We start from the raw sequence: 22,277 nt of genomic DNA on the forward strand, positions 1-22,277 counted from the left end.
CCATGCATTTGCATTAGGCCCCCTTGACTGGCAGGCGCGACACGCTACGCTGACGTCAAAATACCGGCCCCGACTGCCGGGTGGCAAACATGCCTCGTATGCCTCGCCTCCCGGCGGTGGCTGCGGGGCATTTTTGTTTTTGGGAGGAATTTTTGAAGTCGCGCATCGAAATCGGCGTGCTGTATTCGCGCTCGGGCAGCTATCAGCTGGTCGCCAATGCCTGCCATGCGGGCACCATGCGCGCCATATCTGATGTCAATGCCGATCCCGCAAGCGGCATCGAGCTGGTTGCCATCGAGCGCGACCCCGGCGGCAATATCGACCGCTACGCACCCTTGTGCGACGAGATCCTGCGCCAGAGCAGCGCGCGCCATGTCGTCGGCGCCGTCACGTCGTGGAGCCGCAAGGAGGTCATCCCGGTGCTGGAGAAGTCGGGGGCGGCATTGTGGTATGCCTGCCCCTATGAAGGCTTCGAGGCCAATGAGCATGTCGTCTACATGCATGCCTGCCCGAACCAGCATCTGGTGCCGCTGCTGGCCCATGTCGTGCCGCGCTTCGGCGCAAACGGCTTCCTGCTCGGCTCCAACTATATCTGGGGCTGGGAAACCAACCGCGTCGCGCGCGACCTGATCGCCGACGCCGGCGGCAAGGTGCTGGGCGAGCGCTATCTGCCGATCGGCGATGCCGACGTCTCCAGGCTGATCGAGGAGATCAAAGCGACACGGCCGTCCTTCATCCTCAACAATCTGATCGGCACCTCGTCCTACGCCTTCTTCGCCGCCTACGCTGAACTGGCCCGCAGCGACCCGCATTTCGCGTGGGAGAGCTGCCCGATCCTGTCCTGCAACCTGACCGAGGCCGAGCTGCCGGCGATCGGTGCTGCCGGAAGCGGCCACCTCTCGGTCGGGCCCTATTTCCGCGACGCCGCCACGGCCACGGCCCAGACGCCGGCGTCGTCCTTCGAGGCATCAGGCTATGCCTCCGTGATGGTGCTGGCCAAGGTGCTCCAGGCAAATCCCGGCGCGGGTTTCGCCGAACTGTCCACGGCGTTTGCCAAGACAAGTTTTGCCACGCCCTTCGGCACCATCGCCGTCGACCCGCAGACCCAGCATGCGACCTTGCCGGTCGAGATCGGCCGCATCTCGGGGCTCGGCTTCGAACGCGTCAGCCATATCGAGCGTGTCGCCCCCGACCCCTATCTCTCGCGTTACGACCGGGCCAAGACCTTCGGCCGCCAGCGGCTCAAGGTCGTGTCATGAGCCGGGCCGCCCATATCCCCAATCTCGGCGGCGCCAGGGCATTCGTGCTGCACCGCCCGCATGCAACCGTCAGCGCCATATCACGCCAGCTCCAGGCGATCGGCCTCGAGGTTGTCGACTGCTGGCCGGACCTGCCGGCCGAGGCGCTGGCCGCCGATTTCGTGTTCTTCGACGTCGATCTCGGCTTCGACCAGCAGTTTCCGTGGGCGCGGGGTGCTGCGCCGATGCCGACGATCGCGCTGATCGGCTCGGAAGCGCCGGGCCGGATCGAATGGGCGCTGTCGCACAAGGCCGATGCGCAGCTGCTGAAGCCGGTCGGCAATGCCGGCGTCTACAGCGCGCTGTTGATTGCCCGCCAGAGTTTTGCCGCGCGAAGGCAGCTGGCCGACGAGATCACAGCACTGCAGCAGCGTGTCGCCGAGCGCCAGACCATTGTCCGCGCTGTTACCGCTCTGTCGGGCCAGGACGGCGTCGACGACGAGCGCGCCTATGCGCAATTGCGCGCGCTCGCCATGAACTGGCAGGTCAGCCTCGAGGACGCCGCCCGGCGTGTCGTCGCCCTGACCGAAAAGGCCAAGACCGAGAAGGAGGCCGGCGTTGACCAGTCCCATCGCGCCTGAGATATCAGCCATCGCCGTGCCGGCCCGGCCACGCGCCGGTGTCTGGCGCCGCCTGGTCAAGCGGCCGCTGGCACTGACCGGCCTGGTGATCATCGCAATCACCGTCGCAGGTGCTGTGCTCGCGCCCTATCTCACCGGCTACGACCCCAACGAGCAGCTGTTCGACGGCCTGACGCTGGAAGGCGCGCCGCTGCCGCCCAGCGCCACCTTCTGGCTCGGCACCGACCTGCTCGGCCGGGACCTTCTGACCCGCATTCTCTACGGCGCGCGGACCTCGCTAATCATCGGCATCGTCGCCAATGGCGCAGCACTTTTGATCGGCACGCTCGTCGGCATCACCGCCGGCTATTTCCGCGGTTATGTCGGGGCGGCACTGATGCGCTTCACCGACCTGATGATGGCGTTTCCGGCGTTGCTGCTCGCCATCTGCCTGGCCGCCGTGTTCCAGCCCAGCCTGTGGATCGTCGCCATGGTAATCGCGCTGGTCAACTGGGTGCAGACAGCCCGCATCGTCTTCACCGAAACCAGCTCGCTTGCCGAACGCGAGTTCATCGACGCCGAGCGCACCATCGGCGCCGGCACCGGGCGTATCCTGTTCCGCCACATCCTGCCGCATCTTTTGCCGACCATCATCGTCTGGGGCACGCTCGGCATCTCGACGACGGTGCTCCTGGAAGCGACGCTGTCCTATCTCGGCATCGGCGTGCAGCCGCCGACGGCGTCGTGGGGCAACATCATCTTCGAGAACCAGACCTATTTCCAGGCAGCCCCCTGGCTGGTGTTCTTCCCCGGCGCCGCGATCCTGGCCCTGGCGCTCGCCTTCAATCTCGTCGGTGATGCCCTGCGCGACATTCTCGACCCGACGCAGCGAGGCCGGGCATGATCGCCTATCTCACCCGCCGACTGATCCAGGCAGCTTTGATCCTGCTCGGCGTGTCGCTGATCACCTTCGCCCTGCTCTATCTCCTGCCGGCCGATCCGGTGCGCCAGATCGCCGGCCGCAGCGCCACCCCGCAGACGGTCGAGAGCATCCGCCAGCAGCTCGGGCTCGACCAGCCTTTCGCCGTGCAATACTGGCGCTATCTGACCAACCTGCTCAGCGGCGATCTCGGCCGCTCCTACATCCAGCGTTCGGAGGTCAGCGAACTGATCGTGGCGCGCCTGCCGGCCAGCCTGCTTTTGATGGTCGGCGCCATCGTCTGCGAGCTGGTCATCGGCCTGAGCATGGGCCTGATTGCGGCAGTCAAGCGCGGCAGCGCCACCGACCAGGTGCTGATGGTCGGCTCCTTCATCGGCGTGTCGGCACCGCAATTCGTCGTCGGCCTGCTGCTGCTCTACGTCTTTGCCGTCAAGCTCGGCTGGTTTCCGATCGGCGGCTACGGCACCTTCAGCCACATGGTGCTGCCGTCGCTGACGCTCGGCATCCTCGGCGCCGGCTGGTATTCGCGCATGATGCGCTCGTCGATGATCGACGTGCTGCGCCAGGACTATATCCGCACCGCGCGCGCCAAGGGCCTGGCCCAGCGCGCCGTGCTGTTCGGCCACGCTCTGCCCAACGCCATCCTGCCTGTCATAGCCATGATCGGCATCGACATCGGCCTGTTCATGGGCGGCATCGTGGTTGTCGAAAGCGTGTTCGGCTGGCCCGGCATCGGCCAGCTCGCCTGGCAGGCGATCCAGCGCGTCGACATCCCGATCATCATGGGAGTCACGCTGGTCTCGGCCTGCGCCATCGTGCTCGGCAACCTGCTCGCCGACATCGTCGCCCCGTTCATCGATCCGCGCATCAAGCTGCGCTGATCAACGCCCGCACCACAACACTGCCAACAGACAGACAGACGACAAGCAGACAACAAAAGACAAGGGAACCTCGGATGAGACAATTGTTGACATCGACAGTCGCCGCGTCGGCGCTTTTGCTGGCGCTCGGCATGGCATCAGCCACGGCACAGGAAACGCTCGACCCTAAGGCCAAGCAGGGCGGCGCGATCACCATCACCTACAAGGACGATGTCGCCACCCTCGATCCGGCGATCGGCTATGACTGGCAGAACTGGTCGATGATCAAGAGCCTGTTCGACGGGCTGATGGATTACGAGCCCGGCACTACCAAGCTGCGGCCCGAACTGGCCGAGAGCTACGAGATCTCGCCCGACGGCAAGACCTTCACCTTCAAGCTGCGCAAGGGCGTGAAATTCCACAATGGCCGCGAGATGACGGCCGACGACGTCAAATATTCGCTCGACCGCGTCACCAACCCCAAGACCCAGAGCCCGGGCGCCGGCTTCTTCGCCTCGATCAACGGCTATGACGACGTCGCCGGCGGCAAGTCGGAAAGCCTTGCCGGCGTGACTGTCGTCGACCCCTCGACTGTCAAGATCGAGCTGTCGCGGCCCGACGCCACCTTCCTGCATGTCATGGCGATCAATTTCAGCCATGTCGTGCCGAAGGAAGAGGTCGAGAAATATAGCGCCGACTTCGGCAAGCACCCGGTTGGTACCGGCGCCTACAAGATGGCCGAATGGACGCTCGGCCAGCGCCTGGTGTTCGAGCGCAACGCCGACTACTGGCACAAGGGCCTGCCCTACATCGACAAGATCACCTTCGAGATCGGCCAGGAGCCGATTGTAGCGCTTCTGCGCCTGCAGAATGGCGAGGTCGACGTTCCGGGCGACGGCATTCCGCCGGCGAAGTTCCAGGAGGTGATGGCCGATCCCGAGCAGAAGGCGCGTGTCGTCGAAGGCGGCCAGCTGCAGACCGGCTACGTCACCATGAACACCCAGATGGCGCCGTTCGACAACGTCAAGGTGCGTCAGGCCGTCAACATGGCGATCAACAAGGACCGCATCGTCAAGCTGATCAACAACCGCGCAGTGCCGGCCAACCAGCCGCTGCCGCCGTCGATGCCCGGCTATGACAAGGCCTTTACAGGTTATGCCTTCGACGTCGACAAGGCCAAGGCGCTGCTCGGCGAGGCCGGCCATCCCGACGGCTTCGAGACCGAACTGTTCGTCATGAACACCGATCCCAACCCGCGCATCGCCCAGGCGATCCAGCAGGATCTCGCGGCGATCGGCATCAAGGCCTCGATCCAGTCGCTCGCCCAGGCAAATGTCATTGCCGCCGGCGGCGAGAAGGACGGCGCGCCGATGATCTGGTCCGGCGGCATGGCCTGGATCGCCGACTTCCCGGATCCGTCCAACTTCTACGGCCCGATCCTCGGCTGCGGCGGCGCGGTGCAGGGCGGCTGGAACTGGGCCTGGTACTGCAACAAGGACCTCGACGAAAAGGCGGCAGCGGCAGATTCGATCGTCGATCCGGCCAAGGCCGAAGAGCGCGCCAAGCTGTGGGGCGAGATCTACGCCAAGATCATGGCCGACGCGCCCTGGGCGCCTGTCTTCAACGAGCAGCGCTTCACCATGAAGTCGCCGCGCATGGGCGGCGATGACAAGCTTTATGTCGACCCGGTCCATATCCCGATCAACTACGACTATGTGTATGTGAACGATGTGCAATAACTGCAACTACACCATCCACGGACGCCATCATCACTTTGGCTGGGACAATTCGTTTGCCCCGGCCGAGCGGGTGGCGCCCGGCTCGACGATCGAGTTCGAATGCTTGGACTCGTCGGGCGGCCAGCTCAAGGCCAACAGCACCGTCGGCGACATCGCCAAGCTCGACTTCGACCAGATCAACCCGGTGACCGGGCCGATCCATGTCGAGGGCGCCGAACCGGGCGACGCGCTCAAGGTGACGATCGAGGCGTTCAAACCGTCCGGCTTCGGTTGGACGGCGAACATTCCGGGCTTCGGCCTGCTCGCCGACGACTTCAAGGAGCCGGCGCTCAACATCTGGAAATATGACGCGACCTCGCTCGAGCCGGCGCTGTTCGGCAAGAATGGCCGCGTGCCGCTGAAGCCCTTCGCCGGCACCATCGGCAACGCACCGGCCGGGATGGGGCACCACTCGGTGGTGCCGCCACGGCGCGTCGGCGGCAATCTCGACATCCGCGACCTTGCCGCCGGCACCGTGCTCTATCTGCCGGTGGAAGTGGCGGGTGCGCTGTTCTCGGTCGGCGACACGCACGCCGCGCAGGGCGACGGCGAGGTCTGCGGCACGGCGATCGAAAGCCCGATGAACGTCGTGCTCACCCTCGACCTGGTCAAGGATGCCAGGCTGAAGACGCCGCGCTTCACCACGCCGGGGCCGGTGACGCGGCATCTCGACGCCAAGGGCTACGAGGTGACGACAGGCATCGGTCCCGACCTGATGACCGGCGCCAGGGAGGCCGTCGCCCAGATGGTCGAGCTGTTGTCACGGCGTTACCAGATGGATCCCGTCGACGCCTACATGCTGGTGTCGGTGTGCGGTGACCTGCGCATCTCGGAGATCGTCGACATGCCGAACTGGGTGGTGTCGTTCTACTTCCCGCGCTGCGTGTTCGAATGAACGCTGCGACCGATCCGAAACATGCTGCCGGAGCCCCTGCCCCGGCAGCCGACAGGCCGGTGCTCGACGTCGCCGGGCTGACCATCTCCGTGCGTGGCGAAGACGGTGAACGGCCTGTCGTCTCCGACCTCTCCTTCGCGCTTTCGCGCGGCGAGACTTTGTGCATCGCCGGTGAATCCGGCTCCGGCAAGTCGATGACCTCGCTGGCGATCATGGCGCTGCTGCCGCAGCCGGCGGCACTGTTATCGGCCGGTTCGATCAGGCTCGGCGACACCGATCTCGCTCGCCTCGACGAACGCCAGATGCGCCGCATCCGCGGCAACCGCATCGCCATGATCTTCCAGGAGCCGATGACCTCGCTCAATCCGGTGCTGTCGATCGGCCGCCAACTGGTCGAGGCGATCGAAGCCCATACCGGTGTTTCCAGTGCCGAGTCGCGCCGGCTCGCCATCGAGGCGCTGACCGCGGTGCGCATCCCCGAGGCCGAAAGCCGGCTCAGGCAATATCCGCATGAACTGTCCGGCGGCATGCGCCAGCGCGTCATGATCGCCATGGCACTGGCGCTGAAGCCCGACGTGCTGATCGCCGACGAGCCGACCACAGCACTTGACGTCACCGTGCAGGGCGAAGTGCTCGAATTGTTGCGCGACCTGCAGCGCCAGCACGGCACCAGCGTCATCCTGATCACCCACGACATGGGCGTCGTCGCCGAAATGGCCGACCGCGTCATCATCATGCGCAACGGCCGCATGGTCGAGCAGGGCAAGGTCGCCGACATCTTCGAACGGCCCGAGGTCGATTACACCCGCGACCTTCTCGCCGCGGTGCCGCGCATGGGCACTGGTGCCGCGCGCCAGGCCGCGCGCGGCGAAGTCGAGGCGACGAAGCCTGCGGCGGTCGCGGTGGCGCGCGACCTCCATGTGCGCTTCGACCTGCATGGCGGGTTCTTCGGCCGGGTCAACCGCCGGGTGCATGCCGTCGAGGGTATCAGCTTTTCCATCGCCGCCAACGAGACGCTGTCGCTGGTCGGCGAATCCGGCTGCGGCAAGTCGACGACGGCGAAGGCGCTTGCCGGCCTGGTGCCCTATAGCGGCGAGCTTTCGATCGGCGGGCGCAACCTGTCCGGCCTTGGCCGCGACGCGCGCAAGGCGGTGCGCCGCGACGTGCAGATGATTTTCCAGGACCCTTACGCCTCGCTCGATCCGCGCATGCGTGTCGGCGACCTCGTCGCCGAGCCGCTGCTGATCCACGATATCGGCACGCCGCGGGAGCGCAGCGAACGGGTCGCCGCCTTGTTCGAGCGCGTCGGCCTGACGGCCGACCAGATGGAGCGCTATCCGCACGAATTTTCCGGCGGCCAACGCCAGCGCATCTGCATCGCCCGCGCTTTGGCGCTGCGGCCCAAGCTGATCATCGCCGATGAAAGCGTGTCGGCGCTCGACGTTTCGGTGCAGGCGCGCGTGCTGCATCTGTTGAAGGAGCTGCAGCGCGAATTCGGCGTCGCCTATCTGTTCATCTCGCACGACATGGCGGTGGTGGAGAACATCTCCGACCGTGTCGCCGTCATGTATCTCGGCCAGATCGTCGAGATGGGCACGCGCGACCAGATCTTCACCAATCCGCGCCATCCCTACACCAAGCGGCTGATCGAGGCGGTTCCGGTTCCCGATCCGGTCAGGCGCCGAACACGCTTCGCCCGCATGGACCGCGAAATCCCGAGCCCGGTGCGCAAGCTTGGCGACGCGCCTGAGAAGCTGGTGCTCACCGACGTCGGTGGCGGCCACCTCGTTGCCGAATCGTCAGATCGGTAAGCCTGCTGAACCCGCCGATCCCTGCCCGGCGCGGACAGCGCCGGGACGGCTGGCACATCCATTTCCTGTCGCTGCCTACGGCGCGGATTGTGGAAAGATCACGCTGATATAGGCCGTTGCGACGTTTGCGCACGGCGGCCAGCATTTGATGAATCAAAGTGTAGTGCTATCGTCCGATCAAGCATGGTTAACAAAAGCTGAATTACAGCTATGTGTTCGACCACGCCTGGGCCTGGCGGATCCGCTCGCCGGTCTGTCGCCAGGGGCGAATGACTTTGCATAACCGGTCGCGGGCCAGGGTGGGAGCGGCAACGATTGGCGGAGCTATCCGAACAATTCATCGACCAGATCTATGAGGCGTCCTTCGTCCCGGAGAAATGGCCTGTTTTGCTTGACGAACTCGCCAAGGCCGTCGACGGCATGGGCGGCTACCTCTTCACCATCAGCCGCGGCGCTTCCGCCTATGTCGCCTCCGATGCGGTGGCACCGCATGTCGAGGCCTTCATGGATGAAGGCTGGATGGCGGTGAACGGCCGGGCGACGCGCGCCGAAGCGCTTGCCTATCCCGGCTTCATCACCGACCTCGATGCCTTCAGCGAAGAGGAGCTGGAGCGCGAGCCGATCTACCGCGACTTCCTCAGGCCACGCGGCATGGGCTGGGCGGCCGGCACCCATATCCCGATCCCGACCGGCGACGTGCTGTCGTTCAACCTCGAGCGCTCCACGGCGCGCGGCCCGTTCGAGCGGCCCTATGTCGAGGCGCTCGACCGGCTGCGCCCGCATATCGCCCGCGCGGCCATGGTGGGCGCACGGATCGGCCTGGAAAAGGCGCGTGCCGGGGCGGATGCGCTGGAGGCGCTTGGCCTGCCGGCGGCGGTGCTGGGCGGACGCGGCCAGCTGCTCGCCTGCAACCGGCTGATGGACAAACTGATCCCTGACATGGTTCAGGACGGCTCGGCCCGCGCCCAGATCACCGACAAGAAAGCCGATGCGCTGCTCGAGACAGCGCTTGCAGCACTCGCCGGCGGCACCAGGCGCGGCATCGTCCAGTCGTTCCCGATCAAGGGCAATGACGGCAAGCCGTCAGGCGTGGCGCATCTCCTGCCGGTGCGCGGCTCGGCGAACGACGTGTTCAGCCGCATGAACAGCATCCTCGTCATCATGCCTTTGCCCGGCCCGGGCGCACCGCCCGTCAAGGTGCTGCAGGCGCTGTTCGACCTGACGCCGAGCGAAGCGCGCATCGCCTCGGCCCTCGCCGACGGCCGCACCATCGATGCAATCGGCCAGGATTTCGGCATCGCCCGGGAAACCGTGCGCTCGCATCTGCGCTCGATCTTCGCCAAATCGGGTGTTTCCAAGCAGTCGTCACTGGTCCGGCTGCTGCTGGGGGTGACGCTGCCGCGCGCAGGCGGATGAACAGCTGGAGCATGATCGATCCCGAAAAGCGGAAACCGGTTTCGGATAAGATCATGCGCCAGCAAGAAGTTAGAGCCGATTCCGACGCAGTCGGAATGGAACACGCTCTAGACCATAGGCTTACTCGACAATTTGCATGCGGCCTGCGCATCTGGGTTCGGGAGGAATGACAATGCCGTATCTCGACATCTACCTTGCGCAACTGACCGACCCGTTCCGCATCGGCCTGCTGATCGCATTGGTGCTGACGGCCGCCAACACCGCGCAGGCGCTCAATCGCTGGATTCCGATTGCGCTTGGCATTGTCTTCGTCGCCGTGCTGATCCCTTTCAGCATCGGTGCGAACGCCACCGTCGACGCCACGACATCCGTGCTCGTCGGCCTGCTCTCCAATGCGACCATCCTGGCCGTGCTGCTTGCAGCCAAGGCGCTCTATTCGCGCCTGGCTTGAGGGTCAAAGTTCGAATTCGCCCTGCCCGGCGTCGAGTGCACTAACGGTCTCAGCCGCCAACGCGCGGGTAATGCGGGTCTTTTGCTCGAGCGCGGCGCGGTCGAGCCGGTCGACAATGTGGATCGCGGTCGAAAGCGAGCGCTCGATGCGGCGGACCAGAAACTGCACGACATGCGGCTCGACCTCGACCTGCCGATCGGCGAACAGCTTGGTGATGACGCCGGCAAGCAGCAGGTCATCAGGCTCCTCGATCTCGACCGTCGCCGCCGCCTTCAGCCGCGAGGCAAGGTCGGGCAGCGTCACAGCCCAGGCAGCGGGAAAGCTGCGCGCGGTGAGCAGCAGATGCGATCCCGCCCCACGCACCGTGTTGATGAGGTGAAACAGCCCGTCCTGGTCGAGCTTGCCCTGATCGGCGTCGTCGATCAGCACCGGGGTCGTGCCGATTTCGCCCAGATGGGCTGTGATGTCGGAAGCGCCAAGTTGTACGGCGCCGGCATACTCGCGCCAGATCGCGGCGAGATGCGACTTGCCCGAGCCTGCAGGGCCTGCGAGCAAGACGACAGGTGCCGGCCATTCCGGCCAGCGGTCGATGAGCGACGCTGCCTGGGCATTGGCCTGCGACACGACCAGGTCGTCGCGTGTCAGTCCCGGCGAATGGCCGAGGTCGAGCGGCAACTGGCGCGGTCTTGAGGGCTCGCGCGACACTGTCATTTTTCCGGAGTCGCGCTGCTCGGCTTGCGGGCCTGGGCGCGCGGTTCAACCGCATGGCCGTGATACAGCGGCGATTCGAGGTAGCGCCCGATGGCAAAGCGCACCAGCACCGCTACTGCCGCTGCTGACGGCACGGCTACCAACAGGCCGACGAAGCCGAACATCGCGCCGAAGGCGACGAGCGCGAACATCAGCCAGACCGGGTGCAGGCCGACGCTCTTGCCGACGAGGCGCGGCTGCAGGATGTTGCCCTCGATGAACTGGCCAACGAAGAAGACGGCGGCCACTGCCACCACCATCGTCCAGTCCGGCCAGAACTGCACGAATGCCACCCCAACCGACAGCACTAGGCCAAGCAACGAGCCGACATAAGGAATGAAGCTCACAAGGCCTGCAAACAGGCCGATCAGCACGCCGAAGTTGAGGCCCGTCAGCGTCAGGCCGACGGCGTAAAGGACGCCGAGGATCAGGCACAATGTGCCTTGTCCGCGGACGAAGCCGGCAATCGCGGTGTTGATGTCGCCCGCCAGTTTCCGGACCGTCACCACGTGGTCGCGCGGCACCCAGCTGTCGACGACGGAGACCATACGGTCCCAGTCGAGCAGCATGTAGAAGGCGACGACAGGTGTGACCACGAACAGGCTGGCGATCGAAAACAGTGCGACACCCGAACTCCAGATCGACTGGAATATCGTCGTCACAAAGCCGAAACCGTTCTTGAGCAGCGAATTCAGGCCCTCGCGCAGCCCCTCCGCGTCGACACCGAAACGTTGCTCCAGCCATTGTGGATTGAAGTTGGTGATGAGCTGCTGCAGGCGTTCGAGATAGCCCGGCACCTTGGCGGCAAAGTCGGCCATCTGCGACGCCAACACGGGAATGATGATGACAAGCCCCAGAACGAGCAGCACGAGGAAGCAGACAAGGATGACGACGGTGGCCATCAGCCGCGACAGCCCGAGCTTCTGCAGTCGGTCGGCGACCGGGTCGAGGAAATACGCAAGCGCCATGCCAGCCACGAAAGGCAGCAGGATGTTGCTGAACAGATAGAGGAAAGCGGCGAACAGGAGGGCTGATATCAGCCAGAAGCGGATCTGCTTGCGGAATGCCGCCGCAGCGGCCTCTTCGGCCGCTTCGCTATCGGTTGGGAGTTTCGCCTTCGCCATAACCGCTCATGTGCCTCAGCCAAGCCACGAGATAGGCTGCCGCGGAAGCGACGGTCAAGAGGCCGGAAATGATTATCAACGCTGGCCGAACGGGGCCAAGGGCAAAGCTGAAGGCCAACTCGGCCAAGACGATTGCCGCCAGGACAATCTGCATCGCGGTATTGACCTTCGACACCATGAGCGGACGCACCTTCACCGGGTGCCCCATGATGGTCGACAACAGCACGGCGCCGACAATCAGCGCGTCGCGCGATACGGCCAGCATCACCAGCCAGAGCGGCAAATGCCCCATGATGCCGAGCACGACGAAGACGCTGACCAGCAATAGCTTGTCGGCCATCGGATCGAGATAGGCGCCAAGTTCTGAACGCTGATTGAAATGCCGCGCGATGAAACCGTCGACGCCGTCCGAAACGCCAGCAATGACAAAGCCGGCAAAGGCCCAATCCCATTGCCCCGACAACATGGCGTAGATCACGCAAGGCACGAGGATCAGCCTCATGATGGTGATCATGTTCGGAATAGTCACAACCCTCATCCCGTCCTTGTCTATCGCCGATAGTCTTTGTCTTTTCCCGATACATGGGCGAGACTTCGCACCACCGCAAGAGAAGGGCCACAATGGGAGCCCTGTCCACTGCTTTGGCAGGCTGATCGCGCAGCAATCCGGCTGTCTCGCTTGCGGGAAGCAGCCGTTCATGCGAATAGCGCGCAAAAGGCGCACGACATCAGGAATTAGCGATGAGCGAAGGCAGCAAGGGTCTCACCTACGCGCAGGCGGGCGTCGACATCGACGCCGGGAACCTGATGGTCGAGAAGATCAAGCCGCTGGTGCGTTCGACGCGCCGGCCAGGCGCGGATGGCGAGATCGGCGGCTTCGGTGGCCTGTTCGACCTCAAAGCGGCCGGTTTCACCGACCCGATCCTGGTCGCGGCCAATGACGGCGTCGGCACCAAGCTCAAGATCGCCATCGACGCCGGCAAGCACGACACGATCGGCGTCGACCTGGTTGCCATGTGCGTCAACGACATCGTCGTCCAGGGCGCCGAACCGCTTCTGTTCCTCGACTATTTTGCCACCGGCAAGCTCGACCCCAACCAGGGTGCCGACATCGTCTCCGGCATCGCCGAGGGCTGCCGCCAGGCCGGCTGCGCGCTGATTGGCGGCGAAACCGCCGAGATGCCCGGCATGTACCATGGCAACGACTACGACCTCGCCGGCTTTGCCGTTGGTGCAGCCGAGCGCGGCCAGCTTCTGCCGACCGACGACGTCGTCGAAGGCGACGTGCTGCTCGGTCTCGCCTCCTCGGGCGTGCATTCCAACGGCTACTCGCTGGTTCGCCGTGTCGTCGAAAAGTCCGGCCTCAAATGGAGCGACCGCGCGCCCTTCGCCGACGGCCCGACGCTTGCCGAAGCGCTGCTCGAGCCGACCCGCATCTACGTCAAGTCGCTGCTCAAGGCGATCCGCGAAACCCACGGCATCAAGGCGCTCGCCCACATCACCGGCGGCGGTTTCCCCGAAAACATCCCGAGGGTACTGCCCAAGGAATTCTCGGCCGAGCTCGATCTTTCCGCCATCGAAGTGCCACGTGTCTTCTCCTGGCTCGCCGCGACCGGCGGCGTCGCGCCCGAGGAAATGATGCGCACCTTCAATTGCGGCGTCGGCATGATCGCCGTTGTCGGTGCCGGCCAGGCAGCGCAGGTCGCAGCCGTGCTGCAGGAAGCTGGCGAGACCGTGACGCCGATCGGCCGCATCGTGCCGCGCCGCGACACCGGCGTCATCTATCGCGGTTCACTATCACTATGAGCATGCAGCGCAAACGCACCGTCATCCTGATCTCCGGCCGCGGTTCCAACATGGCCGCGCTGATCGATGCTGCCGACGACCCCGCCTTTCCGGCCGAGATCGTCGGCGTCATCTGCGACAAGGCCAACGCGCCGGGCATCGGCATCGCCGCAAGCCGTGGCATCTCCACCAAGGTGGTGGCACGCAGCGACCATGCCAGCAAGGATGCGCATGACGATGCCATCGACGCGGCACTCGATACATTTGGCGCCGAGATCGTCGCCCTTGCCGGCTATATGCGGCTTCTGACCACCCGTTTCGTCGAGAAGTGGCAAGGCCGGATGATCAACATTCATCCCGCGTTGCTGCCTTCCTTCAAGGGCCTCGACACCCACCAGCGTGCGCTCGACGCCGGCATCCGCGTGCATGGCTGCACCGTGCATTTCGTCACGCCGGAGATGGATGACGGCCCGATCATCGCCCAGGCTGCCGTGCCGGTGCTGATCGATGACGACGAGCCGACGCTGTCGGCCCGCGTGCTCAAATCCGAGCACCGGCTCTATCCCCTCGCCCTCAAGCTCTTTGCTGAAGGCAAGGTACGGATGGAAGGCGGCCGCACCGCTTATGCTGGCTTCCACGATGTGATCGGCCAGGACGAAATTGCCGCGCCCAACACGGCGCGCGCCGAAATCGATATCGAGCAACTGGCGCGCATCACGCCCTGAGCCGGAGACGGGCATGATACCGATACCGACGAGGCAATTGCTGCTTCTGCGCCACGCCAAATCCAGCCGGGAAGATCCGACCCTCGCCGATTTCGACCGACCGCTGGCACCGCGGGGCCAGAAAGACGCGCCGCGCATGGGCACTGAAATCGCCACGCGCGATTGGCTTCCCCATCTGGCGCTGGTTTCTCCGTCAGCACGCACCCGCGAAACCTGGCAGCTGGCTTCGGCGGACTGGCCAAAACCCTTGCCCCAGGTCGCTTTCCCCGAAATCCTTTATGGCGCCTCGGCTGACGATCTGCTCGTCCTGGCGCGGTCGGTGCCGGACAATATCGGCACGCTGCTGATGGTCGGGCACAATCCGGGTTTCGAAGACTTTGCCCGGCAACTCGCCAGCCCCGGCTCTAACGCCGAGGCACAGCGACTGGTCGAAGATAAATTCCCGCCAGCCGCGCTTGCCCGCTTCGCGTTCGAAGGTGTCTGGGGCGACCTCGGCTTCGTTGCCGCCCGCCTCACCCACTGCCTGCGTCCCAAGAATCTGGGTTGAAGTCCACGCGTCAGTTCCGGCGGCGCAACAGCGACACGAGCCAGGGTGCTGCCATGATGAGCACGGCGCCACCCAGCCACACGACGACGATCAACGGACGAAGCACGGCGCCGACAAGACCAAGCAATCCGCCGAGAATGCCGGTGGTCTGCGCGCTGTCGACGACGTCGACGACCTCCGTGCCGATGCCGGTCGCGGTCGCTGCATCCTTGCCGGTCTGCACGATTGCCCCGACATTTGTCGAGGTCCAGGCGAGAATGCCGTCGACGAGGCTGTAGCCGAGCCAGGCAAACAGCGTCCACAACACCAGCACGACGAGCGTCGCCGCAGTGCCGAACCTTGGCATCCGCGAAGGACGTTCGACTTTCGCGGAGCTCTGGCGCCCGTCCCGTCCAAAGGCGTTGCCTGGTGATCCGCGTCCGGCGGAGTTCCCGGCGCCACCCTGCCGGCCGCCTGACGTCTTGTCGCCAAGCCGATTGCCTATCGCGCCAAGGACGGCGCCGAACAGGCCGTCCCCGCTCCTGTCGCGGCCCTTGCCGTTGTGCCTGTTCCTGAAGCCGTGCTCGCCCATCGATGCTCTCCGAATCCGTTCTGCACCGAAGAATCATCGGCCGGACAAGACATAGGCACTCATATTGTTAGAGATAATAGGACATATCGCTGACAGGACAGCGTGACGCAGGCTGGATCAGTGAATGCGCTCCATCGGCGCGCAGTTTTCGCGTTCCATCTGCAATGTCGTGTGGTGCAGGTCGAATTTTTCCTGCAGACGCGCCTCGATCGCCCGGCGCACCATTTCCGTATCGGCGCCTTCGTCGAGGACCGCGTGCGCGGTCAGCGACGCCTTGCTCTGGGTGATCGCCCATAAATGCAGGTCATGCACCGACGCCACACCCGGCACTGTCGCAATGGTCTTGTTCACCTCATCGAGGTCCATGCCGGCGGGCACGCCTTCGAGCAGGATGTTGATGCACTCCTTGAGCAGCACCCAGGTGCGCGGGAAGACCATGAAGCCGATGCCGACGGCGATGACAGAATCGACCCACTGCCAGCCGGTCAGCCAGATGAGGGCGGCGCCGGCAATCACGCCAATCGAACCAAGCATATCGGCCCAGACTTCGAGATAGGCCCCCTTGACGTTGAGGCTGCCATCCTTGTGGCCGGCCAGAAGGCGCATCGAGGTCAGGTTGACCAGCAGCCCGATGACGGCGATGCCGAGCATGCCGAGCGACTGGATATCCTGCGGCTCGAACAGCCTGACATAGGCCTCGTAGAGGATGTAGAAAGCGACGGCGAGCAGCAGCAGTGCGTTGAAGGCTGCAGCCAATATCTCGAAACGGGCATAGCCGTAGGTGCGCAGCAGGTCGGCCGGACGGCGGCCGACATTGATCGCCACAAGCGCGATCGCCAGCGCCATGGAGTCGGTCAGCATGTGCGTCGCGTCGGAGATCAGCGCCAGGCTGCCGGTGACCAAACCGCCGATCACCTCCGCCACCATGAACGCGCTGGTCAGGCCGAAGGCCATCCACAAACGCGAGACCGGCGTGTTCTTGATATCGCCGTGCGAGTGGTCACCGCTCATCAGAACTCCCCGTTGATCGACTGTCAGGCGGCCGGCCGGATCCAGACCTTGTTGTCATGGACGGCCGCACCGCCATAGGGCGCCGGCGCATCGGCGCCGGTCAGCACATTGATGCCCTCGCCGCGCTCGTGATCCGAGTTCGGCCAGATGCCCTCGGCGATGACAACGCCACGCTTGATCTTGTCGAAAAGTTTGACATGCAGCACGACTTCGCCACGCGTATTGCCGATCTCCACCCGATCGCCCGTCGCAAGGCCAAGTGCCGCTGCGTCTTCGGAATGGATCAGCAGTTCCGGGCGTCCCTCCTTTTCGCGTGACACCGGGGTCTCGGCGAAGGTCGAGTTGAGGAAGTTGCGCGCCGGCGACGTTGCCAGCCGGAACGGATGCTCGGCATCTGCGACCTCGATCAGGTCGACATGGTCGGGGAATTCAGGCAGCTGGTCGACCGGCCCGAAGATGCCCATGCTGCGCGGTGGCTTGTTGGGTGCCGCACCGCCATTCCACTGCGGCTTGAAACGGAACTTGCCGTCAGGATGGCCGAACCCTTTGAGGAAATGCGCGCTGTCGAACTCCGGCTGCATGTCGGCCCACTTCTCTTCCCGGAAGGAATCGAAATCGCCGAGGCCCTTCTTCTCCAACATAACATCGATATGCTGGCGTTCGGTCAAGCCGAAGCCGGGCATATGCGACACACCAAGCCGCTTGCCGAGTTCCTCGATGACGTAATGGTTGGTGCGCGGCCCCTCCGGCGGATCGATCAGCTTGGGGCCCAGCGTGATGTGCTGGTTGCCGCCACCCTTGTAGATGTCGTCATGCTCGAGAAACATGGTTGCCGGCAGCACGACGTCGGCGAGCTTGGCCGTATCGGTCATGAACTGCTCGTGCACGCAGGTGAACAGGTCGTCGCGCATGAAGCCCTGCTTCACCAGACGCTGCTCGGGCGCGACATTCATCGGATTGGTATTCTGGATCAGCATCGCAGTGACAGGCGGGCCACCATAAAGCGCGTCCTCGGCATTGGTCAGCACCGGGCCGATGCGTGAGTGGTCGAGGTAGCGAATGTTGGGATCGCGGAACTTCGTGCCTTCCAACAGCTCGCCATTGAGCTTGAAGATGCCCGAATTGGAATGGAAGGCGCCGCCGCCCTCATACTGCCAGGCGCCTGTTACCGCCGGGATCGACAGCGCCGCATGCATGTTGACCGAGCCGTTACGCTGGCGCGAGAAACCGTAGCCGAGGCGGAAGAACGTCTTCTTGGTCGTGCCAACCAGGCGGGCGAACGCCTCGATCTCTTCGACCGACAGACCGGTGATCTGAGCCGCCCATTCCGGGGTCTTGTCGCGCAGGTGCGCTTCCAGCCCCTTCGGATCGTCGGTGTATTTTTCGAGATAAACGCGGTCGGCAAAACCTTCCTTGAACAGCACGTGCATGACCGCGCAGGCCAGTGCTGCGTCGGTGCCGGGCCTCAGCACCAGCGCCATGTCCGCCTGTTTCATCGTGGCGGTTTCATAGATGTCGACGACGACGATCTTGGCACCGCGCTCCTTGCGTGCCTTGATGGCGTGGGTCATCACATTGACCTGGGTAACGACCGCATTGGTGCCCCAGATCACGACGCAGTCGGACTTGCCGATCTCGCGTGGATCGGAGCCGCGCAGCGCGCCGGTGCCCATCACATAGCCGGTCCAGGCCAGGTTGGTGCAGATCGAGCCGAAGAAGCCGGAGTATTTCTTGGCGTGGCGCAGCCGCTCGATGCCGTCGCGCTGCACCAGCCCCATCGTACCGGCGTAGAAATAGGGCCAGACGGTCTCCGAGCCGTATTTCTCTTCCGCCGCGATGAACTTTTCCGCCACCAAGTCGAGTGCCGCCTCCCAGCTCGCTTCCCGCCAGTTGCCGTCGCCTTTCGCGCCGGCGCGGATCAGCGGCTTCAGCAGCCGGTCGGGATGGTGGACGCGGTCGGCGTAACGGGCGACCTTGGCGCAGATGACGCCGGCCGTATAGCTGTTGGATTTGGCACCATGGACACGCCCGATACGCTTGTCGTCGAGCAACTCGACTTCAAGCGCGCAGGTTGACGGGCAGTCATGCGGGCAGGCCGAGTGGCCGATCCTGATCTTGGCGTGCTGGTTCATGTCAGGGATTTACCCTACTTTGCAATGAGCTGGTAGCTTGCGCCAGGCACTGGCCTAAGCCATCCCGCCAAGTTTACCAATCGCCTCAAATCGCGCGGACACCTCGGCGAAAAAAAAGCTTCGATACCGGGCGACGTGCTCCCCGGCATCAACCGAGATGCCTTCGAGTTCAGTGTGTGCCGACCACAAGAGATAAGCGAGCCGATAGATTCTGCGCGGTTCATGGCCAGCTTCAGTTTGCCGAAGCAGCCCCAATGCACGTTCCGCCGCTACGATGTCGAAGCTGCGAAAGCGCAATTGATGGAAAAAGCCATCAGGAGAAACAAACTCCTGCTCGAGTGCCGCGAGAGCGTCCATGTATCTCCTACTCCGCGACACCTTCCTCGTATTCCGCCGACATCGCGAGCCATTTTTCCTCGTGACCGTTGAGCTGGGCTCCGAGCTGAGAGCGCTCCTTGGCCAGCTGCGTCGCCGTTGTGGGATCCTTTTCGTACAGCTTCGGATCGGCGAGCTGATCCTCGATGCCGTCGATGCGCTTGCGGATGCGGTCCATCAGCGCTTCGGTGGCGCGGATCTCCTTGGCCAGCGGCTCCATCGCCGCGCGGCGGGCCGCTGCCTCGCGACGCTTGTCGGCTTTCGATGCCTTGTCGGCTTCGCGCTTTTCACGCCGGTCGCCGGAAACGCCAGTCACCAGAGCCTTGTAGTCCTCGAGATCGCCGTCATACGGGTTGACGGTCCCGTCCTTGACCAGCCACAGCCGGTCAGCCGTCGCCTCGAGCAGGTGGCGGTCGTGCGAAATCAGGATCACCGCGCCGGGGAAATCGTTGAGCGCCATGATCAGCGCCTCGCGGCTGTCGATATCCAGGTGGTTGGTCGGCTCGTCGAGGATGAACAGGTTCGGCCCGTCAAACGCCGACAATCCCATCAGCAGCCGGGCCTTTTCGCCGCCCGAAAGATCCTTGGCGGCGGTGTTCATCTTCTCGGTCGGAAGGCCGAACTGAGCGACGCGGGCACGCACCTTCGACTCAGGCGCATCCGGCATCAGCCGGCGCACGTGCTCGTAGGCGTTTTCGTCCGGTCGCAGATCGTCGAGCTGATGCTGGGCGAAGATCGCAACCTTGAGCCCCGGTGCAATCGTCACCGAACCCGTCTCGGCCTTCAGCCGTCCGGCCAGAAGCTTGGCGAAGGTCGACTTGCCGTTGCCGTTGGCGCCCAGAAGCGCGATGCGGTCGTCGGCGTCGATGCGCAGCGTCATCTTCTTGAGGATCGGCTTGTCGGCCTGGTAGCCGACATTGACGCGATCAAGTGCGACGATCGGTGAAGCAACCGTCTTCACCGGCTCTGGGAAGCTGAACGGACGCACATTGTCTTCCATCAGCGCCGCGATCGGCTTCATCTTCTCCAGCGCCTTGATGCGCGACTGCGCCTGGCGGGCCTTCGAGGCCTTGGCGCGGAAGCGGTCGACGAAGGACTGCAGGTGCTTGCGCGCTGCCTCCTGCTTGACGCGGCCCTTTTCCTGCAGCTCACGCTGCTCGGCGAACTGACGTTCGAACTGATCATAACCGCCGCGCCAGAAGGTCATCTTCTTCTGGTCGAGATGGACGATCGAATTGACCGCACGGTTGAGCAAGTCGCGGTCGTGGCTGATCAGGAGAACCGTGTGCGGATACTTCGAGACGTAGTTCTCGAGCCACAACGTGCCTTCGAGATCGAGATAGTTGGTCGGCTCGTCGAGCAGCAGAAGGTCGGGCTCGGAAAACAGCACGGCCGCCAATGCCACGCGCATGCGCCAGCCGCCCGAAAAGGACGAGGCCGGCCGCTTCTGCGCCTCGTCGTCAAAACCGAGGCCGGCGAGGATGGTGGCTGCGCGGGACTCGGCCGAATGCGCGTCGATGTCGGCAAGGCGGATGTGGATCTCGGCGATGCGATGTGGGTCGGTGGCTGTATGCTCCTCGGCGAGAAGGGCCGCGCGCTCGACATCGGCCTTGAGCACGATGTCGATCAGCGGCTCCTCGGTACCAGGTGCTTCCTGCGCAACCTGGCCGATGCGGGTGTTCTTGGGCAGGCTGATGCTGCCGCTTTCAGAACTGAAGTCGCCGGTGATCGCCTTGAACAGCGTTGTCTTGCCAGTGCCGTTGCGGCCGACAAGGCCAGCCTTGGTGCCGGCAGGCAGGGTCAGCGACGCGTGGTCGAGGAGAAGACGTCCGGCAATGCGGAGGGAGAGATCATTGATGATGAGCATGGCGTGGCGGTTTTGGCGGAGAGTTGCGGCAATGGCAAGGGCGCGCAGTACCTATCAGGCACAACGCGGGGTCGAAACGCGACTGACGCACTGCTTTCAGGCGAAGGCCGGCCCGTACGCACGGTGCAGCGCCTCCTCGGCGATCTCGCCGCTCGTGCCCATCGCTTGACCGTTTAGCGAAGCCGGAGGTGGCGAGGCATAGCCAATGGCAAACAGCACCGCGCTACCGGCAGCCAGGATAGCAAAGAGCATGAACATGCCCTGCCCGCCAAATGCTCCAAGTGCCAGCCCACCGGCCAATGGGCCGACAAAGTTGCCGACCGAACTCAGCGAATGGGCGCCGAAATAGGCACCTCGATTGTTGTCGTTGGAGATCTTGTCGACCAGCACATACTCGGCCGGCACGACAAGCACCTCTCCGATGGTGAACAACACCATGAAGCCGATCAGCATGGTCGCGTCGGTGGAGATTGCGAAGCCGAGCTCGCCGCCGAGGAACAACACGCAGCCTAGCACCATCGCCCGCATCGGCCCGATCTTTTCGATCGCCAGGCGGGCGGGTGCGGTGGCAAGCACCACCACCGCCGCATTGGTCGTCACCAGCCAGGCAAATATTTTCATGCCGTCGGCAAGATTGGTGGTGAGGTATTGCGACAGCGTCACCGACCACTGACCGTAGACAGCCATCAGCAGCGTGCCGCCGCCAACGTAAAACAGCAGCCGGCGGTCGCGCAGAGCAGTGCTCAGCCGGCGAAATCCCGGCGCCTGCGCTGCCGCTGTGCGTCCGGCGCTGTTGGCCAGCGCTGCCGGGATGACAGCAAAGATGGCCGCGGCAAAGACAAAATGGACGATGCCGGCGATGACGAACGGCAATGGCGAATTGGCACCGATGGCAAGGCCGATCATCGGGCCGACGGCCCAACCGGCGTTGATCATCAGGTAGCGCCACGAAAACATCTTGAGTCGCAGCTTTTCGGGAGCGGCATCGCTCATCAACGCGCGCGAGACCGGCTCGTAGACCGCAGCAGAAACCGACGACACGATGTGCGCCAGGGCGAAGGCCGCGACCGATTGCGCCAGGCCCAGGCCGACAAGGCCGAGGCCGGCAAACAGCAGCGCCGTAACCAGAACCACGCGACGGCCGATGCGATCGGAGATCGTTCCGGCAAACGGGCTGACGGCAGCGCCGAGCAAAGGCCCCGCGCCGATCAAGACGCCGATCATTGCCGGGCTCAGTCCGAAATCCTGCTGCAGGCGAATTGCAAGGAACGTCAGGCTCATGCCTCGGGCGATCGCCACCATGCCGGAGCCGGCGATCAGCAGCAGCACGATCGCCTGGCCGGTCTTTTCGCCATAAGCTCGCAATGAAATTCCCCCGATG

Annotated in this window: 21 protein-coding genes; 12 read left to right on the forward strand and 9 right to left on the reverse strand. The window is 64.3% G+C overall.

From position 1 onward, the window contains the following. The first annotated feature begins 152 nt into the window (after positions 1 to 152). From ACHMW7_RS21030 to ACHMW7_RS21070, 9 genes are all read left to right on the forward strand, one after another. On the forward strand, positions 153 to 1,259 hold the full coding sequence (locus ACHMW7_RS21030) for a transporter substrate-binding protein (RefSeq protein ID WP_395447416.1): 1,107 nt from the start codon (positions 153 to 155) through the stop codon (positions 1,257 to 1,259). After that, a complete protein-coding gene (locus ACHMW7_RS21035) occupies positions 1,256 to 1,879 on the forward strand; it encodes an ANTAR domain-containing response regulator (protein WP_395447417.1) in 624 nt (207 codons plus the stop codon). Before ACHMW7_RS21030 ends, ACHMW7_RS21035 begins: the two co-directional genes overlap by 4 nt. After that, positions 1,857 to 2,762: an ABC transporter permease gene (locus ACHMW7_RS21040; RefSeq protein WP_395447418.1), complete on the forward strand. Its 906-nt coding sequence runs from the start codon at positions 1,857 to 1,859 to the stop codon at positions 2,760 to 2,762. The genes ACHMW7_RS21035 and ACHMW7_RS21040 overlap by 23 nt, the downstream gene beginning before the upstream one ends. Further along, complete coding sequence (locus ACHMW7_RS21045) at positions 2,759 to 3,679, forward strand: ABC transporter permease (protein WP_395447419.1); 921 nt, start codon at positions 2,759 to 2,761, stop codon at positions 3,677 to 3,679. Before ACHMW7_RS21040 ends, ACHMW7_RS21045 begins: the two co-directional genes overlap by 4 nt. A gap of 74 nt (positions 3,680 to 3,753) precedes the next feature. Next, positions 3,754 to 5,397: an ABC transporter substrate-binding protein gene (locus ACHMW7_RS21050; protein WP_395447420.1), complete on the forward strand. Its 1,644-nt coding sequence runs from the start codon at positions 3,754 to 3,756 to the stop codon at positions 5,395 to 5,397. Further along, positions 5,387 to 6,331, forward strand: coding sequence for an acetamidase/formamidase family protein (locus tag ACHMW7_RS21055; protein WP_395447421.1), 945 nt, complete (start codon positions 5,387 to 5,389; stop codon positions 6,329 to 6,331). Before ACHMW7_RS21050 ends, ACHMW7_RS21055 begins: the two co-directional genes overlap by 11 nt. After that, positions 6,328 to 8,142, forward strand: coding sequence for an ABC transporter ATP-binding protein (locus ACHMW7_RS21060; RefSeq protein ID WP_395447422.1), 1,815 nt, complete (start codon positions 6,328 to 6,330; stop codon positions 8,140 to 8,142). The genes ACHMW7_RS21055 and ACHMW7_RS21060 overlap by 4 nt, the downstream gene beginning before the upstream one ends. Before the next feature lie 315 nt (positions 8,143 to 8,457). Continuing rightward, complete coding sequence (locus ACHMW7_RS21065; protein ID WP_395447423.1) at positions 8,458 to 9,558, forward strand: helix-turn-helix transcriptional regulator; 1,101 nt, start codon at positions 8,458 to 8,460, stop codon at positions 9,556 to 9,558. Positions 9,559 to 9,730: 172 nt separating this feature from the next. Beyond that, entirely contained in the window at positions 9,731 to 10,009 is a 279-nt protein-coding gene (locus ACHMW7_RS21070; protein WP_395447424.1) for a hypothetical protein, read from the forward strand. Between the two features lie 3 nt (positions 10,010 to 10,012). Here the strand turns inward: ACHMW7_RS21070 and hdaA are convergent, their stop codons facing one another. The 3 genes from hdaA to ACHMW7_RS21085 are packed head-to-tail and all read right to left on the reverse strand — an operon-like array spanning position 10,013 to position 12,412. Beyond that, on the reverse strand, positions 10,013 to 10,720 hold the full coding sequence (hdaA, locus tag ACHMW7_RS21075; protein WP_395447425.1) for a DnaA regulatory inactivator HdaA: 708 nt from the start codon (positions 10,718 to 10,720) through the stop codon (positions 10,013 to 10,015). Beyond that, the gene (locus tag ACHMW7_RS21080) at positions 10,717 to 11,883 is read right to left on the reverse strand and encodes an AI-2E family transporter (protein ID WP_395447426.1); all 1,167 of its coding nucleotides are present in this window, start codon (positions 11,881 to 11,883) and stop codon (positions 10,717 to 10,719) included. The genes hdaA and ACHMW7_RS21080 overlap by 4 nt, the downstream gene beginning before the upstream one ends. Further along, a complete protein-coding gene (locus ACHMW7_RS21085; protein ID WP_395447427.1) occupies positions 11,855 to 12,412 on the reverse strand; it encodes a CDP-alcohol phosphatidyltransferase family protein in 558 nt (185 codons plus the stop codon). Before ACHMW7_RS21085 ends, ACHMW7_RS21080 begins: the two co-directional genes overlap by 29 nt. A 212-nt stretch (positions 12,413 to 12,624) precedes the next feature. Here ACHMW7_RS21085 and purM point away from each other — a divergent pair, with 212 nt between their 5' ends. The 3 genes from purM to ACHMW7_RS21100 are packed head-to-tail and all read left to right on the forward strand — an operon-like array spanning position 12,625 to position 14,940. Further along, complete coding sequence (purM, locus tag ACHMW7_RS21090) at positions 12,625 to 13,689, forward strand: phosphoribosylformylglycinamidine cyclo-ligase (RefSeq protein WP_395447428.1); 1,065 nt, start codon at positions 12,625 to 12,627, stop codon at positions 13,687 to 13,689. Next, positions 13,686 to 14,393, forward strand: a complete 708-nt coding sequence (gene purN / locus ACHMW7_RS21095) for a phosphoribosylglycinamide formyltransferase (RefSeq protein ID WP_395447429.1) — start codon at positions 13,686 to 13,688, stop codon at positions 14,391 to 14,393. The genes purM and purN overlap by 4 nt, the downstream gene beginning before the upstream one ends. A 13-nt stretch (positions 14,394 to 14,406) precedes the next feature. Then, positions 14,407 to 14,940: a SixA phosphatase family protein gene (locus tag ACHMW7_RS21100; protein ID WP_395447430.1), complete on the forward strand. Its 534-nt coding sequence runs from the start codon at positions 14,407 to 14,409 to the stop codon at positions 14,938 to 14,940. Between the two features lie 10 nt (positions 14,941 to 14,950). Here the strand turns inward: ACHMW7_RS21100 and ACHMW7_RS21105 are convergent, their stop codons facing one another. The 6 genes from ACHMW7_RS21105 to ACHMW7_RS21130 all read right to left on the reverse strand — a co-directional run bounded on the left by ACHMW7_RS21105 (position 14,951) and on the right by ACHMW7_RS21130 (position 22,261). Further along, on the reverse strand, positions 14,951 to 15,511 hold the full coding sequence (locus ACHMW7_RS21105; RefSeq protein ID WP_395447431.1) for a hypothetical protein: 561 nt from the start codon (positions 15,509 to 15,511) through the stop codon (positions 14,951 to 14,953). Positions 15,512 to 15,628: 117 nt separating this feature from the next. Beyond that, positions 15,629 to 16,522: a cation diffusion facilitator family transporter gene (locus ACHMW7_RS21110; RefSeq protein ID WP_395447432.1), complete on the reverse strand. Its 894-nt coding sequence runs from the start codon at positions 16,520 to 16,522 to the stop codon at positions 15,629 to 15,631. A gap of 23 nt (positions 16,523 to 16,545) precedes the next feature. Next, a complete protein-coding gene (locus tag ACHMW7_RS21115; RefSeq protein ID WP_395447433.1) occupies positions 16,546 to 18,654 on the reverse strand; it encodes a molybdopterin-dependent oxidoreductase in 2,109 nt (702 codons plus the stop codon). 54 nt (positions 18,655 to 18,708) lie between these two features. Next, a complete protein-coding gene (locus tag ACHMW7_RS21120) occupies positions 18,709 to 19,011 on the reverse strand; it encodes a hypothetical protein (protein ID WP_395447434.1) in 303 nt (100 codons plus the stop codon). A gap of 7 nt (positions 19,012 to 19,018) precedes the next feature. Continuing rightward, a complete protein-coding gene (locus tag ACHMW7_RS21125) occupies positions 19,019 to 20,896 on the reverse strand; it encodes an ABC-F family ATP-binding cassette domain-containing protein (protein WP_395447435.1) in 1,878 nt (625 codons plus the stop codon). Positions 20,897 to 20,992: 96 nt separating this feature from the next. Then, positions 20,993 to 22,261: an MFS transporter gene (locus ACHMW7_RS21130; protein ID WP_395447436.1), complete on the reverse strand. Its 1,269-nt coding sequence runs from the start codon at positions 22,259 to 22,261 to the stop codon at positions 20,993 to 20,995. Positions 22,262 to 22,277 lie beyond the last annotated feature (16 nt).

Source organism: Aminobacter sp. UC22_36 (genome assembly GCF_044056035.1).
GTDB lineage: Bacteria > Pseudomonadota > Alphaproteobacteria > Rhizobiales > Rhizobiaceae > Aminobacter.

Coding starts and splice junctions, on each gene's coding strand:
- ACHMW7_RS21035 (WP_395447417.1), top strand. CDS start 1,256: ATGAGCCGGGCCGCCCATATCCCCAATCTCGGCGGCGCCAGGGCATTC.
- ACHMW7_RS21055 (WP_395447421.1), top strand. CDS start 5,387: ATGTGCAATAACTGCAACTACACCATCCACGGACGCCATCATCACTTT.
- purM (WP_395447428.1), top strand. CDS start 12,625: ATGAGCGAAGGCAGCAAGGGTCTCACCTACGCGCAGGCGGGCGTCGAC.
- ACHMW7_RS21125 (WP_395447435.1), bottom strand. CDS start 20,896: ATGCTCATCATCAATGATCTCTCCCTCCGCATTGCCGGACGTCTTCTC.
- purN (WP_395447429.1), top strand. CDS start 13,686: ATGAGCATGCAGCGCAAACGCACCGTCATCCTGATCTCCGGCCGCGGT.
- ACHMW7_RS21105 (WP_395447431.1), bottom strand. CDS start 15,511: ATGGGCGAGCACGGCTTCAGGAACAGGCACAACGGCAAGGGCCGCGAC.
- ACHMW7_RS21050 (WP_395447420.1), top strand. CDS start 3,754: ATGAGACAATTGTTGACATCGACAGTCGCCGCGTCGGCGCTTTTGCTG.
- ACHMW7_RS21110 (WP_395447432.1), bottom strand. CDS start 16,522: ATGAGCGGTGACCACTCGCACGGCGATATCAAGAACACGCCGGTCTCG.
- ACHMW7_RS21100 (WP_395447430.1), top strand. CDS start 14,407: ATGATACCGATACCGACGAGGCAATTGCTGCTTCTGCGCCACGCCAAA.
- ACHMW7_RS21045 (WP_395447419.1), top strand. CDS start 2,759: ATGATCGCCTATCTCACCCGCCGACTGATCCAGGCAGCTTTGATCCTG.
- ACHMW7_RS21080 (WP_395447426.1), bottom strand. CDS start 11,883: ATGGCGAAGGCGAAACTCCCAACCGATAGCGAAGCGGCCGAAGAGGCC.
- ACHMW7_RS21115 (WP_395447433.1), bottom strand. CDS start 18,654: ATGAACCAGCACGCCAAGATCAGGATCGGCCACTCGGCCTGCCCGCAT.
- ACHMW7_RS21120 (WP_395447434.1), bottom strand. CDS start 19,011: ATGGACGCTCTCGCGGCACTCGAGCAGGAGTTTGTTTCTCCTGATGGC.
- ACHMW7_RS21070 (WP_395447424.1), top strand. CDS start 9,731: ATGCCGTATCTCGACATCTACCTTGCGCAACTGACCGACCCGTTCCGC.
- hdaA (WP_395447425.1), bottom strand. CDS start 10,720: ATGACAGTGTCGCGCGAGCCCTCAAGACCGCGCCAGTTGCCGCTCGAC.
- ACHMW7_RS21060 (WP_395447422.1), top strand. CDS start 6,328: ATGAACGCTGCGACCGATCCGAAACATGCTGCCGGAGCCCCTGCCCCG.